General features: G+C 68.1%; 13 protein-coding genes, 1 other RNA gene and 2 pseudogenes. 8 read left to right on the forward strand and 8 right to left on the reverse strand.

The genetic code is table 11. The annotated features are described in order from the left end of the window. A pseudogene (locus DBR10_RS09195) lies at positions 1–186 on the reverse strand (DNA polymerase III subunit gamma/tau); the annotation flags it as partial. A gap of 87 nt (positions 187–273) precedes the next feature. After that, positions 274–366: signal recognition particle sRNA small type (gene ffs / locus DBR10_RS09200), an RNA gene on the reverse strand. Between the two features lie 98 nt (positions 367–464). Here ffs and nudC point away from each other — a divergent pair. Next, entirely contained in the window at positions 465–1,406 is a 942-nt protein-coding gene (gene nudC / locus DBR10_RS09205; protein WP_108490387.1) for an NAD(+) diphosphatase, read from the forward strand. 137 nt (positions 1,407–1,543) lie between these two features. Here nudC and DBR10_RS09210 read toward each other — a convergent pair whose 3' ends face one another. Continuing rightward, positions 1,544–2,998, reverse strand: a complete 1,455-nt coding sequence (locus tag DBR10_RS09210; RefSeq protein WP_108489554.1) for an AMP nucleosidase — start codon at positions 2,996–2,998, stop codon at positions 1,544–1,546. A 354-nt stretch (positions 2,999–3,352) separates the two neighbouring features. Between DBR10_RS09210 and DBR10_RS09220 the strand changes: the two genes are divergently transcribed. Further along, complete coding sequence (locus DBR10_RS09220; RefSeq protein ID WP_108556282.1) at positions 3,353–4,612, forward strand: dicarboxylate/amino acid:cation symporter; 1,260 nt, start codon at positions 3,353–3,355, stop codon at positions 4,610–4,612. Positions 4,613–4,686: 74 nt separating this feature from the next. Continuing rightward, positions 4,687–5,109 (forward strand): DUF6491 family protein, encoded by a 423-nt coding sequence (locus DBR10_RS09225; RefSeq protein WP_108505947.1) that lies wholly within the window; start codon positions 4,687–4,689, stop codon positions 5,107–5,109. Positions 5,110–5,128: 19 nt separating this feature from the next. Here the strand turns inward: DBR10_RS09225 and DBR10_RS09230 are convergent, their stop codons facing one another. The 3 genes and pseudogenes from DBR10_RS09230 to DBR10_RS09235 form a co-directional block, all read right to left on the reverse strand. Further along, the gene (locus DBR10_RS09230; protein ID WP_108505946.1) at positions 5,129–6,004 is read right to left on the reverse strand and encodes a 2-dehydropantoate 2-reductase; all 876 of its coding nucleotides are present in this window, start codon (positions 6,002–6,004) and stop codon (positions 5,129–5,131) included. 37 nt (positions 6,005–6,041) lie between these two features. After that, positions 6,042–6,104: pseudogene (locus tag DBR10_RS20470) on the reverse strand (hypothetical protein); the annotation flags it as partial. A 1-nt stretch (position 6,105) separates the two neighbouring features. Next, positions 6,106–7,146, reverse strand: coding sequence for a ribonucleotide-diphosphate reductase subunit beta (locus tag DBR10_RS09235; RefSeq protein WP_108505945.1), 1,041 nt, complete (start codon positions 7,144–7,146; stop codon positions 6,106–6,108). 133 nt (positions 7,147–7,279) lie between these two features. On the opposite strand from DBR10_RS09235, the gene DBR10_RS09240 reads away from it, so the two are divergent. Next, positions 7,280–7,972, forward strand: coding sequence for a glutathione S-transferase family protein (locus DBR10_RS09240; protein WP_108505944.1), 693 nt, complete (start codon positions 7,280–7,282; stop codon positions 7,970–7,972). 8 nt (positions 7,973–7,980) lie between these two features. On the opposite strand, the gene DBR10_RS09245 is transcribed toward DBR10_RS09240, so the two are convergent. Beyond that, complete coding sequence (locus DBR10_RS09245) at positions 7,981–9,360, reverse strand: aminotransferase-like domain-containing protein (protein ID WP_108556283.1); 1,380 nt, start codon at positions 9,358–9,360, stop codon at positions 7,981–7,983. Positions 9,361–9,455: 95 nt separating this feature from the next. Here DBR10_RS09245 and DBR10_RS09250 point away from each other — a divergent pair, with 95 nt between their 5' ends. The 3 genes from DBR10_RS09250 (at position 9,456) to DBR10_RS09260 (ending at position 11,704) form a co-directional block, all read left to right on the forward strand. Next, a complete protein-coding gene (locus DBR10_RS09250; RefSeq protein ID WP_108505351.1) occupies positions 9,456–10,064 on the forward strand; it encodes a LysE family translocator in 609 nt (202 codons plus the stop codon). Between the two features lies 1 nt (position 10,065). Then, a complete protein-coding gene (locus tag DBR10_RS09255) occupies positions 10,066–10,575 on the forward strand; it encodes a molybdopterin-dependent oxidoreductase (RefSeq protein ID WP_233243343.1) in 510 nt (169 codons plus the stop codon). Between the two features lie 67 nt (positions 10,576–10,642). Further along, the gene (locus DBR10_RS09260; RefSeq protein ID WP_108505352.1) at positions 10,643–11,704 is read left to right on the forward strand and encodes an alpha/beta fold hydrolase; all 1,062 of its coding nucleotides are present in this window, start codon (positions 10,643–10,645) and stop codon (positions 11,702–11,704) included. 45 nt (positions 11,705–11,749) lie between these two features. Here DBR10_RS09260 and DBR10_RS20395 read toward each other — a convergent pair whose 3' ends face one another. Next, the gene (locus tag DBR10_RS20395; protein ID WP_108505353.1) at positions 11,750–13,966 is read right to left on the reverse strand and encodes a bifunctional diguanylate cyclase/phosphodiesterase; all 2,217 of its coding nucleotides are present in this window, start codon (positions 13,964–13,966) and stop codon (positions 11,750–11,752) included. A 435-nt stretch (positions 13,967–14,401) separates the two neighbouring features. Between DBR10_RS20395 and DBR10_RS09270 the strand changes: the two genes are divergently transcribed. Beyond that, positions 14,402–14,721: RtcB family protein (locus tag DBR10_RS09270; protein ID WP_146187834.1), on the forward strand; the 320-nt coding region annotated here is incomplete at its 3' end.

Consider the following 14,721-nt stretch of genomic DNA (forward strand, 5'->3'; position numbering starts at 1 on the left):
CACGGTATAGGCCGCGCCGCTGTCCGGCGGGGTGTCGGCGACCACCGGGGCGGCGCGCGGCGCAGGCGCAGCGGCGGGGGCCGGCGGCGGGGCACCGAAAATGTCAGCCGTGTTCTCGTCCCGCTCGGCGGGCTCTTCGTCCCACGGCGGCGCGGAATCGGCGGTGAGGTCGTCGTGGTCGGCCATGCGCCGCAGTGTAGAGCGCCCAAGCGCCCAGCAAAAGGCTCGGCCTGTCAATGAGGGCCGGATGCGGACGGATTTGCGGGGGAAAGGTGGAGACCGGCAGACGACCCGGAGCGAAACTCGTTGTGGCTGCTGCCTCTCGGCCCTGACCAGATTGGCGAGGACTCCGCCCGTCACCGATCTCCGAGGCCTATATCGCGACTCATGCGCCCGGATGCAAGACGCCATGCAAGTCTGTGCGACGTCGTGACGACTCTGCCCCACTGGGTTAGAGAGTCAGCATGGCCCTATCGATCATCACCAACATCTTCGCCGGCAATCCCCTCGACCGCGCCAGTGAGCGGCGCGGCGACGAGGCGTGGATCGCCGAAAAGCTGGCCGATGCCGGCTCTCTCGCCGTCGCCGTCTGGAACGGCAAGCCCCTGGTCGAGGACCTTCCGGGCGAGGACGGCAAGCCCGCCGGGGTCCAGATCGCCTATCTGCGCGCCGACATGGCCCAGGACCTGGCCGGCGGCACCGAGCGGCTGCTGTTCCTGGGCCTGTGGAAAGACATCGCCGTGTTCGCGGTCGACCTGGAAGGTGCCGCCGATCCGGCCGAGGGCCCGCTGCAGGGTCTGGGACGCTTCGAGGAACTGCGCGGCATCGCCGCCTCCATGCCCCCGGCCGATGCCGGCATCCTGGCCACGGCCCGTTCGATGTTCGAGTGGCGGCGTCGCCATCGCTGGTGCAGCGCCTGCGGCCAGCCTTCGGAGGTCGGCGACGCCGGCTGGAAGCGGGCCTGCCCCTCCTGCAAGGCCGAGCACTTCCCGCGCACCGATCCGGTGGCGATCATGCTGGCCGTGCACGAAGACAAGTGCCTGCTGGGCCGTCAGGCGATGTGGCCGGCCGGCATGTTCTCGGCCCTGGCCGGTTTCCTCGAGCCCGGCGAAACCATCGAGGAGGCCTGTGCCCGCGAACTGAAGGAAGAGGCCGGCCTGACAGCGACCAGCGTGCGCTACCACTCCAGCCAGCCCTGGCCGTGGCCCTCATCGCTGATGATGGGCCTGATCGCCCAGGTCGACAGTGCTGATGCCCGGCCCGACCAGACCGAGCTGGAAGAGGTCCGCTGGTTCAGCAAGACCGAGGCCGCCGCCCTGATCCGCGGCGAGCTGGACGGCGCCTTCGCCCCGCCCGCCCTGGCCATTGCCCATCAGCTGATCAAGGCGTGGGTGGAGGAGGCTTAGGAGCCACTCACCCCCTCCTAGCGGCTACGCTGCCGTCCTCCCCCAGAGGGGGAAGACGAAGACATCTGCCCCCTGTGGGGGCGGACAACCTGCGAAGCAGGTCAGGTGGGGGCCGGCGATCGCCCCCACAGCAATCCTCACCTAAACGGCGGCTCGTCAAAGGCCCGCAGCTTGCGCGAATGTAGGTTGGGGCCCTCTTCCAGCAGCAGCTTGCAGGTCAGGATGCCGATCTGCAGGTGCTGGCTGATCGCCCGCTCGTAGAAGGCATTGGCCTGGCCCGGCAGCTTGATCTCGCCGTGCAGCGGCTTGTCGGACACGCACAGCAGGGTCCCGTAGGGCACGCGGAAGCGATAGCCCTGGGCCGAGATCGTGGCGCTTTCCATGTCGATGGCCACGGCGCGGCTCTGGTTGAAGCGCAGGGCCGACAGGCTGTGGCGCAGTTCCCAGTTGCGGTCGTCGGTGGTGACCACGGTGCCGGTGCGCAGGCGCTTCTTCAGCTGATCGCCGCTGTCGCCGCTGATCGACTTGGCGGCGTCATAGAGGGCGCGCTGCACCTCGGCGATCGAGGGCACCGGGATTTCCGGCGGCAGGACGGCGTCCAGCACATGGTCGTCGCGCAGATAGGCGTGGGCCAGCACATAGTCACCGATGGTCTGGGTATCGCGCAGGCCGCCGCAGTGGCCGATCATCAGCCAGGCCTGCGGGCGCAGCACGGCCAGGTGGTCGCAGACGGTCTTGGCGTTGGACGGACCCACCCCGATATTGACCAGGGTGATGCCGTTCCCGTCGGGCGTCATCAGGTGGTAGGCGGGCATCTGGTGCTTGCGCCAGGTCGACTCGGCGACGGCCTGTTCCGGATTGACGGTGTCGGCGGTGATCAGCAGGCCACCCGAGCAGGACAGGCCCGTATAGGGAGTGCCCGGCTGGCCGAGCTGCTCGATGCCCCAGCGCACGAACTCGTCGACATAGCGGTGATAGTTGGTGAACAGGATGAACTGCTGCACGTCCTCGGCCGGGGCACCGGTATAGTGCTTCAGCCGGGCCAGCGAGAAGTCGGTGCGCAGGCCGTCAAACAGGGCCAGCGGCCGGGTCTCTTCCAGGGCAGAATCCCACACGCCGTCGGCGATCTCGTCACCGATGAAGGCCAGGTCCGTGGTCGGGAAGAAGCGGGCGATATCCTCTGAGCGCACATCGGCCTGGTTCAGGTCGATGCTGGCGTCCAGCACATAGGGATAGGGGATTTCCTGGCGCGAGCGCTCGACCTCGATCTCGACGTCGAAGTCGTTCATCAGCAGGGTCAGCTGCTCGACCAGATAGGCCTTGAACTGCAGCGGCTTGGTGATGGTGGTGGCATAGACGCCCGGACGGCTGACCCGGGCATAGGAGCGCGCCAGCTTGGGCGGCAGGGCTTCGGGGTCATAGGTCAGGCGCAGTTCGGGATAGGCGAAGGCCCCGTTGAAGCGGTCCTGCGGATCGGGCCGGGTGCCCGTGTCCAGATAGGCCTTGAGGGCGGTGCGGAGGGCGCCCACGGCGCGCTCGTATTCCTGGTTCAGCTGTTCGACGACAGCGATGGCTTTTTCTTGGTTCGACATGGCGTCTTATAGCGCTGTTTTGTGACCTTGGCGAGACGCCCGGACCACTAAATAATAATTCTATTACTTCGGGCGATGACCTGAAAGCGAGGTGTCATCGGGCATGACGCGCCTGCAGGCGCGCCGGGGCCAGACAGACCGCACAGGCGACGCGCGCCGGCTGACCGCTTTGCAGCCGCGGGCCTTTGTGTCGCCGTCGGCAGCGCGAAGGGCATGGACGAACCCGCGCCTGTCGGCCACAAGGGCGAACAGGTTCACGATCCGGGCCGGCCATGGCGGGTTCATGCCCCCGCTTCGTCGGATCGGTCAGAGCCAAAAAGAATGCCGGCGCCGGGGGCGTTCCAGGGGAGTGTCATGAACAAGCGTTTTGCCTATCTGATCATCGCGTCCATGATCCTCGGGGTCGCCGTGGGCTGGGCCTGCAACCAGTTCCTCGACCCGGTCCAGGCCAAGGCTGCCGCCAGCAACCTGTCGATCGTCACCGACATCTTCCTGCGCCTGATCAAGATGATCATCGCGCCCCTGGTCTTCACGACCCTGGTCGCCGGTGTGGCCCACATGGAAGACGCCGCCGCCGTCGGCCGCATCGGGGCCAAGACCATGACTTGGTTCATCGGTGCCTCGGCCGTCTCGCTGGTGCTGGGCCTGCTGATGGTTCACCTGCTGGACCCCGGCGCGGGCCTCAACATGGCCCATCTGGAAATCGCCGGCACCAAGACCGCCGCCTCGACCGACGCCTTCACCCTGAAGGGCTTCATCACCCACCTCGTGCCGACCTCGATCTTCGACGCCATGGCCAAGAACGAGATCCTGCAGATCGTCGTCTTCTCGCTGTTTGTCGGCACGGCCGTGGCCGCCCTCGACGACAAGGCCCCCAAGGTTCTGGAACTGGTCGAACAGGCCGCCCAGATCATGCTGAAGGTCACCGGCTTCGTGATGAAGCTGGCCCCGCTGGCCATCTTCGCGGCCCTGGCCTCGACCATCGCCACCCAGGGCCTGGGCATGCTGGCCACCTACGGCAAGTTCGTGCTGGGCTTCTACGCCACCATGGGCGTGCTCTGGGCGCTGCTGTTCCTGGCCGGCGCCGCCGTGCTGGGTAAGCGGGTCATCCCGCTGTTCGGCGTGATCCGCGACCCGACCCTGCTGGCCTTCTCGACCGCCTCGTCGGAAGCCGCCTATCCGCGCATCCTCGACAGCCTGCCCAAGGTGGGCGTGCGTCGCCGGATCGTCTCGTTCGTCCTGCCGCTGGGCTATTCGTTCAATCTCGACGGCTCGATGCTGTATTGCACCTTCGCCACCATGTTCATCATGCAGGCCCACGGCGTGCACCTGACCGTGGCCCAGCAGATCTTCATGCTGCTGCTGCTGATGGTGACCTCCAAGGGCATTGCCGGCGTTCCGCGCGCCTCGCTGGTGGTGATCATGGCCACCCTCACCTATTTCGGCCTGCCGGAAGCCTGGATCGCGCTCGTGCTCGGTGTCGATCACCTGCTGGACATGGGCCGTAGCGCGACCAACGTCGTCGGCAACAGCGTCGCCGCCGCCGTGGTCGCCAAGTGGGAGGGCGAGCTGGACGACATGCCGGAAGAGGAGGCCCAGGCCGCCAAGGCCTGACGCCCCGGTTGACTCCACCCCCGGTCGGTCCAATCTACCGGTCGAGGGGCTTACGGATCGCAAGGACCGAACTCATGACCGACGTCATCTCGCTCGCTCGCGGCAGCCTTCTGGCCGTGGCCCTGGCCGGCGGCCTCGCCGCCACGGCCGTCCAGGCCCAGGAAGCCGCCGCTGCGCCCGCCGCCAAGCCGGCCCGGACCTGCTTCTACCTGTCGGACTGGCACGGCTGGACCGCACCGGATCGCGACACCCTGTATCTGAAGGTGCGCTCCAAGGACGTTTATCGCCTCGACCTCGCCCACGGGTCCAGCCAGCTGCAATGGCCGGGCTCGCACCTGGTGTCGGTGGTGCGCGGCAGCGACCGGATCTGTGCCCCGCTCGACCTCGATCTCAGCGTGTCCGACGGCTACGGCATGTCGGTCCCGATCCGCGCCCGGACCATCACCAAGATGACGCCGGAAGAGATCGCGGCCATCCCCAAGAAGTATCGCCCCTGATCCCGGGCGGCCCCGACCGTCAGGGCCGGGTCGCCGCCTGAATCAGCGCGACGACCATGGCATTGGCCGGGGTCGCGATGCCGTGCGCGGCTCCGCGCCGGACGATGACGCCGTTGCGGACGTCCAGCTCCATCGGCCGGCCGGCCAGCCGGTCGGCATGCAGCGAATTGATGCCGTCCGGCGCTGCGCTGCGGTAGCCGTCGATGACCTCGTCGGCCAGGCTGTCCGGCAGGTCAGCGCCCTCGGCCCGGCCCACCGCCACGCACTCGGCCACCAGGGACCGCATCACCGCCGCCGCGCCGTCATCCTGGGCAATGCCCGAGGGTTGCAGGATCAGGGCATTGACCGCCCCGGCGCAGTTCAGAGCCAGCTTGCGCCAGGCCGCCGTCTTGAAGTCGGCCACCGCCTCGGCGGCGATCGGCGTATGGGCCAGCAGGGCGACAAAGGCCCGCCCAGCCGCGTCGTCGGGCACCTTGATCCAGCCGTCACGGCGCTGGCGGATGCGGCCCGGGGCATCGCGCTCGGCCGGGATGTCGACCACCGCCGGAACGATCCGCGCGACGGGCAGTCGGTCGAGGAACGGCTCGACGTGCTCGACGCCGTTGCGCAGCACCACCAGCCGGGTCTGCGGCCCGACCAGGGCGTCCAGCCAGGCCCCGGCCGAGGCGGTGTCATAGGCCTTGGTGGCGATCAGCACCCAGTCGACGGGCGTGGCGGCGGCAGCATCGGTCAGGACGGCCGGATCGGCGATGATCGGTCCGCCGGGCGTCTGGATCTCAAGACCCGCAAACGGCTTGCGGGCACAGACAGTCACCGACAGGGCCGGGTTCTGGGCCAGCCAGGCGGCGATCGTACCGCCCACCGCGCCGGGACCGATCAGGGCGATGGTGGTCATGGGGGACTCCACTCAAAACAAAACCCTCTCCCCTTTAGGGAGAGGGTGGCCCCGGTCTTGGCCGGGGCAGGCGCTTCTCCCGCAAGGGGAGAAGGCGCAGATTACTCCGCCGGCAGGGAATTTCCGGTGCGCTTGGCCATCATCTGGTCGAAGCTGGACCACACGCCCTCGCCGCCGTGCCACTGGCCGCGAGTCGCAGCCTTGGAATATTCCGTGGCGCGGGCCTCGAAGAAGTTGGCGTGCTCAACGCCGCTGAGCAGGCTCTGCAGCCAGGGCAGCGGGTTTTCCTTGATGCCGTAGACTTCCGGCAGCTGCAGCTGGCGCAGGCGCCAGTCAGCGATGAAGCGGATGTACTTCTTGATGTCGTCCGGGGTCATGCCCTGGATCTCACCGGCCTCGAAGGCCAGGTCGATGAACTTGTCTTCCAGGCCCACGACGGTCTTGCAGCAGTCGACGATGTCGTCGGCCACCGACTTGGTCACCGCGCCGGTCTCGGCGTTGAAGGCGTGGTAGAGCTTGATGATGCCTTCGCAGTGCAGGCTCTCGTCGCGGATCGACCACGACACGACCTGGCCCATGCCCTTCATCTTGTTGAAGCGCGGGAAGTTCATCAGCATGGCGAAGCTGGCGAACAGCTGCAGGCCTTCGGTGAAGCCCCCGAACATCGCCAGGGTGCGGCAGATGTCGGCATTGGTCTCGACGCCGAACTTCTGCATGAAGTCGTGCTTGTCGCGCATGGCCTGGTATTCCATGAACGCGCCGAATTCGCTCTCCGGCATGCCGATGGTTTCCAGCAGCAGCGCATAGGCCGCGATATGGATGGTCTCCATGTTGGCGAACGACGACAGCATCATCTTCACTTCGGTGGGTTTGAACACCCGGCCGTAGCGTTCCATGTAGTTGTCGGCGACCTCGATGTCGGCCTGGGTGAAGAAGCGGAAGATCTGGGTCAGCAGATTGCGCTCCCGGTCATTGAGCTTGACGGCCCAGTCCTTGAGGTCCTCGCCCAGCGGGATTTCCTCGGGCATCCAGTGGACCTGCTGCTGCTTTTTCCAGAACTCGTGAGCCCAGGGATAGCGGAACGGCTTGTAGGCGGCCGATGGCGTCAGAAGGCCGGGAAGGGTGATCAACTGGGCGGACATCGAGGGCGGCTCCAAGCGCAGGCGGACACGAATCGGACAGACGGGTTAGGCTCTCTTCGTAGCGCAGCCAACAGGGCCATCTAGTGGTCAGTTGGTCGCAGCACACAACATGTTGTGGGTAGTTTCTTAATTGATGGTTAACACACCCTACACCATTTTCGGCGCGCTCGGCTCGGGTTCGGTGCCGATCGAGGCGGCCCTGACCCTGCTCGGGCAGGCCTATGTGGTCATAGAGGCGCCGACCTGGGAAGGCGAGTCCGAGCAGGCCAAGGTCGCTGCCGTCAATCCGCTCAAACAGATTCCAGCCCTGGTCACCCCGGCCGGTGAAACGATCACCGAGAGCGCGGCCATCCTGATCTGGCTGGCCGACAACCATCCGGACTCGGGCCTCGCGCCCGGCCTCGACTCACCGCATCGCGGCCAGTTCCTGCGCTGGATGACCTATGTCTCGGCGGCCATCTATGCCCTGTTCTGGGTGCGCGACGAGCCCGCCCGGCTGGTCGGCGACGATCCTGGGGCCCAGGCCCGGGTCAAGGCCGCCACCGCCGACCGCATCCACGACTGCTGGGCGATGATGGACAGCCAGTTGATGCCGCTCAGCCGAACCCTCGGCGGGCCCTATCTGCTGGGCGACCGGATCACAGTACTGGACCTCTATGTCACGGTGATCAGCCGCTGGGGCCCGCGCCGGGTGCGCTTCTATGAGGCCGCGCCGGGCATGAGCGAGGTGGTCCGCCGCGTCGACGCCGATCCCCGACTGGCAGCCTTCTGGGCGCAGCGCTTTCCGTTCTTCGAGGGCTGGGAGCGCCTCGGCCAGCAGGCCTGAGCCGCAATTCAGATGACGGCGCTCGAGCGCGCGTCGGTGCCGGCCAGGGCGGCGGCGACGATGTGCAGGCCGCGCTCCAGATCCTCGCGGTCACGGGCCGCGCCCAGGCACAGCCGCACGCCGGTCTCCAGCCCCGCCTCGACCACCGGCGCGCCGGGCGGGGTCAGCTCGGCCCCGGCCCGCAGGGCCCGTCCGGCCAGGCGTTCGGCCTCCAGTTCGGCCATCGGCAGCCAGAGGTGCGGGGCCGAGAGACTGGCCGGGGCCTCCAGGGCCGGACCCAGGATCCGCCGGGCCAGGGCCATGCGGGCGGTGACCTCGTCGCGAACCTCGGCGGCGATCTGGTCGGCCGTGCCGTCCTCGATCCATTGCCCGGCGATCATCCCGCCGAAGCTCGGCGGCGCATAGGCCAGGGCGCGGACGGCCCGCAGCACCCGCTCGAAGAAGTCACCCGGCGGCACCATCAGGAACCCGGCCCGCAGGCCGGGGGCCAGCGACTTTGAGACGCCGGAGACATGGAAGGTCCGCTCCGGGGCCAGGACCGCCAGCGGGGGCGGCGCGTCAGGGGCATAGATGCCGTAAACGTCGTCCTCGATCAGCCAGAGATCCAGCCTGCGGGCCAGGGCGACGATCTCGCCCCGCCGGGTCGCGCCCATGATCCGGCCGGTCGGGTTCTGCAGGGTCGGCAGCAGATAGACGGCCCGGGCCCCGGTCTCGCGGACCGCCGCCTCGAGGGCATCCGGCCGCAGCCCCTGCTCGTCCATCGCCACGCCCCTGAGCCGGTAGCCCCGGTGTTCGGCCAGGGCCCTGGCCCCGTGGAAGGTCGAGGCCTCGCACAGGATTGCATCCCCGGGCCGGGCCACGGCCTCGAAGGCCAGGGCCAGGGCCTGCTGGGCCCCGGCGGTGCAGATCATCCGCGTCCAGTCGGCCGTCGCCAGCCCGCCGGCCCGCGCCAGCCAGGCCGCCCCCGCCTGACGCTGGCGCTCAAACCCCGCCGCCGGGGCATAGCCGAGCGCCTCCGAAAGATCGCCGCGCCGCCGCAGCCGGTTGAGGGCCTCGGCCAGCCGGGCCTGGGCTGGGCCGGACGGCGCGATGTTCTGGGCCAGATTGACCGGCCCGGCCTCGTCCGAGCCCGACCGCAGGGCCCCGCCGCCGCGCACATAGCTGCCGCGTCCGACATGGGCTTCGACCAGTCCGGCCTTCTCGGCCTCGACATAGGCGCGGGTGACCGTGCCCAGCCCCAGGCCCAGGCGATGGGCCAGGTCGCGCTGCGGCGGCAGCCGCTCGCCTGCGCCCAGGGCCCCGGAGGCGATGTCGGCCCGCAGGGCCTCGACGAGGCGCTCATAGATCGGCGCATCGCCGGCAGGCAGGACGGGAGACCAGACGGACATGGGGACTTCCTGATTGTCATCATGACAATACTTATTTTGACTCATGGATCAATCAGGAACATCACGGTGACATTCTCGATCCCCGGAGTCCCGCCATGACCCCCGACCTGCTGCTCGCCTTTGTGCTGTTCGCCTTCGCCACCGCCGGTACCCCCGGCCCCAACAACATGATGCTGCTGGCCTCGGGCGCGAACTTCGGGTTCCGCCGGACGATCCTGCACATCCTCGGGATCAGCGTCGGCCTGGCGGTGATGGTGGTGGCCATGGGCCTTGGCCTTTCGGGCCTGTTCCGGGCGGTGCCGGTGCTGCACGACATCCTGAAATGGGCCGGCGCGGCCTATATGCTGTGGCTGGCCTGGAAGATCGCCACCGCCACTGGCGTCAGCGACCGCTCGGCCGGTAGTCGGCCCATGAGCTTCCTGCAGGCCGCCGGCTTCCAGTGGCTGAACCCCAAGGCCTGGGCCATGGCCCTTGGCGCGGTGACCACCTACACGCCCGAGGGCAGCGGCGCCCTGGCGGTGCTGGTCGTGGCCGGCACCTTCATGCTGGTCGGCGCGCCGTGCAGCGCGGCCTGGGCCGGTTTCGGACAGGGACTGCGGCCCTTTCTCGACAGGCCCGCTGCCCTGCGCGCCTTCAACCTGACCATGGCCGTGCTGCTGGTCGCCTCGCTCTATCCGCTGCTGCATACGCTGAAACCGGCGTGACATGGCGCAGGGGCTGCGCCACCCTGCCGTCATGCGCAAGCTCCTGGCCCTGGCCCTCGTCACCGCGACCCTGATCGCCACCCCCGTCCTGGCCCAGGACCTGAAGGTCACCGTCCAGGGGCGCGACTCGGTGGTCCTGACCCCGGCCGAGATCCGGGCCCTGCCGCGCGCCCGGGCCACGATCACGGTCAAGGGGGCCAGCGTCGTCTATGAAGGCGCGGTCCTGCACGAGGCCCTGCTGAAGGCCGGGGTCGTGGCGGGCGAGCGGCTGATGGGACGCTATCTGAACCAGATCGTGGTGCTGCGGGCCGCCGACGGCTTTGCCAGCATCCTGTCGATCGCCGAAACCGACCCGGTCTATCGCGCCAATCCGGTGATCCTGGCCGACACGGTCAACGGCCAGCCGCTGGATGCCCGCGAGGGACCGTACCGGGTGGTGGTCGACGGCGACCTGCGCCCCTCACGCTCGCCCCGCGCCGTGGTCTCGGTCGAGGTCCGGCCGGGGTTCTGAGTCTTTCGTCTGGCCCAGGCGGCGAAATCGCCGCCCCGGTCGAGCCTTCCTGTCGAGGATGCCGCCGATGCCGAAGCCCCTGCACCTGATCCTTGCCGCGCTCGTCGCCCTCGCGCCGGGCGTGACCCTGGCTCGCGCGGTCCCCGCCCCGACCCCGGCCTGCACGTCGCCCGCCCAGAGCCTGGACGAGAAGGGCTTCGTCCGGATCGGTGGTATCGACCAGTGGATCACCATCAGGGGCGATCGCTGCGACAATCCCGTGATCCTGTTCCTGCACGGCGGACCGGGCAATCCGCTCAGCCCCTTTGCCGATGCGATCTATGGCGCATGGACCAGGGACTTCACCCTGGTGCAGTGGGATCAGCGCGGTTCCGGCATGACCCTTGGTCGCAGCCCGCCGGCAGAGACCGACAGCCTCACGGTCGCGGGGATGACCACCGACGGCATCGCTGTAGCGACCTATCTGGTGCAGCATCTGGGCACCCGGAAGGTCATCCTGATGGGCAGTTCCTGGGGTTCGATCCTGGGCGTCAATATGGCCCGGACGCGGCCGGACCTGTTCCACGCCTATGTCGGCACCTCCCAGATCGTCAGCTATCGCGACAACCAGGCCACCACCTATGCCCGGCTGCTGGACCTGGCCCGGGCGGCCGGTGACCAGGAAACGGCAGGCCGGCTGGAGGCGCTGGGCCCGCCACCCTGGGCCAATCCGCGCGCTTTCGGGGTCGTCCGGCGCGCCGTGCGGAAGTACGAGGCCCTGAAGACCGATCCCTTCCCCCAGACCTGGTGGTCGCCGGCCGGTGACTACGCGACACCCAAGGCCCTCGCCGACTATGAGGCGGGCGAGGACTACTCCTTCCTGCAGTTCGTCGGCTTCAAGGGGGACGGAATGTTCTCGGGCGTCGAGCTGGCCGCTCCTGGCGCGCGGTTCGAGACGCCGGTGTTCCTGCTGCAGGGCACCGAGGACCTGCTGACGACAGCCGACGTCACCCAGCGCTTCTTTGACGGCCTGACGGCACCCCGAAAGGCCCTGGTCCTGGTGCCCCGCGCCGGCCACGATCCCAATCAGCCGATGGTCGATGCCCAGTACCGGCTGCTGCTCGACCAGGTGAGGCCCGGGGCCCGGTAGGGCGAGCGACCGAGGCTCCGACAGGCCGGGCCGGTGCGACCGGCCTCAGCCTGTCGCCCTGGAGACGGCTGCGTTCACCTGGCCACCGGCGGACAGGATGGCATCCACGGCCTCAGGCGCGATCGCCGCGCTGAACAGATAGCCCTGGGCATCGGCGCAGCCCATGCTCTGCAGCTGACGCCGCTGCTGATCGGTTTCGACCCCTTCGGCAATCACCGCCAGGTTCAGGGCCGAGGCCAGGCCGACGATCGAGGCGACCAGGGCACTGGCTTCGGCGTCGTCACCCAGCGGCGTAATGAAGCTGCGGTCGATCTTGATCTTGTCGATCGGATAGCGCCGCAGATAGCTGAGGCTGGAATAGCCGGTTCCGAAGTCGTCCAGGGCGAGGGAAAAGCCCATGGCCCGCAGGCGCTCAATCGTCAGATGGGTGGTTTCGTCATCGCCGAGCAGAGCCCCTTCAGTGATCTCGAGCTCGATGTTGCGCGGGCTGGCGCCGGTCTCGATCAGGAGGCCGGCGACCTCGCTCGCATAGTCGTCCTGGCGCATCTGCAGGGCCGAGACATTGACCGCCACCTTGATCCCGGACCAGCGACGGCTGTCGGCAAAGGCCCGGCGCATGACCTGCCGGCCGAGCGCCTCGATCAGACCGCAGTCCTCGGCCAGGGGCACGAAGATGGCGGGTGAGATCTCGCCCCGGGTCGGGTGGATCCAGCGGGCCAGGGCCTCAACGCCGATGATCTGTCCGCGGGCATCGACCTGGGGCTGGTAGGCCAGATGCACCCCGCCCTCCGCCAGGGCGCGACGGAGATCGAGCTCCAGCCCCCGCCGGGCCTTCAGGGCCGCATCCATCTCGACTTCAAAGAAGCAGTAGCGATTACGACCCTGTTCCTTGGCGCGATACATGGCGACATCGGCCCGCCGGGCCGCTTCAGCGGCCCCGATATGCGCCTCCGCACTGTCGATGACGGCGACACCGACCGAACCGCCGACAAAGACCTGGCCACAGCTGAGATCAGCGGGCTCGCTGAGGGCCTTGACCAGCCGCTCGGCCAGGGCCGCCGCGCCGGACGGATCAATGTTCGGGGCGATGACGGCGAATTCATCCCCGCCCAGGCGCGCGACCGTTTCGTTGGCCCTGCAGAGCCCGGTCAGTCGTCCAGCCATCAGACGGATCAGTTCGTCGCCGGCGCTATGGCCGTGGCTGTCATTGACGGCCTTGAAGCGATCCAGGTCGATGCCGAGAACCGCCATCGTCCCCCGCCGGCGGCTCAGGCCCCTAAGCGCCTCGCTCAGCCGATCGTCAAACAGGCTGCGGTTGGCCAGGCCCGTCAGGGCGTCATGGCGCGCCATGTGTGTAGCCCGTGCCTCGCTGGCGACCAGACCGCGGGCAATACGGCGGCTGCGGACGGCAAAGACCACCACAGAGGCGGCCAGGCCGCCGACGACCAGCAGGATCGGCAGGCCGGCCTTACGCAGCAGGGCCTGGCCGGGTCGGGGCGGAGTCCAGTCCAGGGTCGCCACAACGGGACCTTCGAGGCTCCGGATGGCGACCCGGGCATCCTGGCCCTGGGGGGTCGCTTCGCCGGGATGGAGGTGAATGCCGGCCAGAAGAAAGCGGTTCGACATGGCCAGCAGAAAGGCTGCATCCAGCCTGAGCGCCGTGACAATGATCGGAGCCTTGGAATCCCTGGGCAGGACCCGGCCAAAATCCGGCTGCACCAGGCTGGCCGTGACCAGATAGGTTTCACTGCCGATCAGCTCGAAAGAGCTTTGCTGGAGCGGGGACGACACCAGGCCGCCGTCCGGGCGCGGCCCCTGTACGGGCTTTTTGAGGCGCTCCAGGTCCCGAACGGCCTTGAGAACCCCGTTGAAGCTTGCACTGTGGCGCGAGAAATAGCCCGGCTCGAGATCGCTGCCGACCTTCTGGCTGAAAATGGCCTGGTCACGGCCGTCGAGAACAAAGATCAGGTCAAATCCGGACTGCCCGAGCAGATAGGCCCCGATGTTCTCACGGGCCCACACCGGATCATACCGATTGCCCAGCCTGTCGACCGCTTCGTCCCAGACGGTCTGGGGCGCGATCGATCTTTCAAGGTCGCGGGTCTTGGCGACCAGCCCCCGTTCGACCAGGGATTGGTCGTGCAGCATGGCGTTGTGATCGACGCGCGCCGAAATCAGCAGCAAAACGCCGACGAGAATGCCGACCATGGCCAGGCCCAGGGCGGCCAGGGGCATCGAGAGGCGGGTCTCAGGTCGGGTCATAAAACGGGGCTCGACGGTCTACGGGTCGACTAGCCCTGCCATGGCGAGACTAAGTCCGACCTAACGCCGCATGGACACTTTGTCGCACCCCACCTCCGCACGCCCTGTGCCCGTTCGGCCACAGGATGCAACTTCCGCGTCACATCCATCCGGCGACTCTGGCGCGATCTGGCAGAACGCTGTAATCGCCCGCCTCCCGAAAGACGAGAACCATGGCGCACAAAGCCCCAACCTACCTGCCGATGTTCTGCCAGTTCGACCGCTTGGTCGAGCGGACGAACGCGCGCGCGTGGGAGGGGAGCACGGTCTAGGGTTCGATCCGAACTCGGGAAGTCCGAAACAGCCCCTCCTGGCCTTGAGCCGGAGGGGTTTTTCGTTTGTGCGGAAATCTTGCCGGCCCCGTCGCCAGGAGGGGGAGCAAGAGGAGAGAAGCCCATGAGCGGCTTCACACATATCGAAAGCGACGGCGCGCCCATCAAGGCGTGGACTCAAGGGGTTCCGATCGAGGACTCCGCCCTCAAGCAGCTGCGCAATGTCGCCAGCCTGCCGTTCATCCACAAGCACGTCGCGGTCATGCCCGACGTGCACTGGGGCATGGGCGCGACCGTGGGCTCGGTGATCCCCACCAAGGGGGCGATTATCCCCGCGGCGGTCGGCGTCGACATCGGCTGCGGCATGATGGCGGGGCGCACCTCGATCCGTGCCGAGCACCTGCCCGACAACCTGTTCGGCATCCGCTCGGACATCGAGGCGGC

This window comes from Caulobacter sp. HMWF025, assembly GCF_003060965.1.
In the GTDB taxonomy this organism is placed as follows: domain Bacteria; phylum Pseudomonadota; class Alphaproteobacteria; order Caulobacterales; family Caulobacteraceae; genus Caulobacter.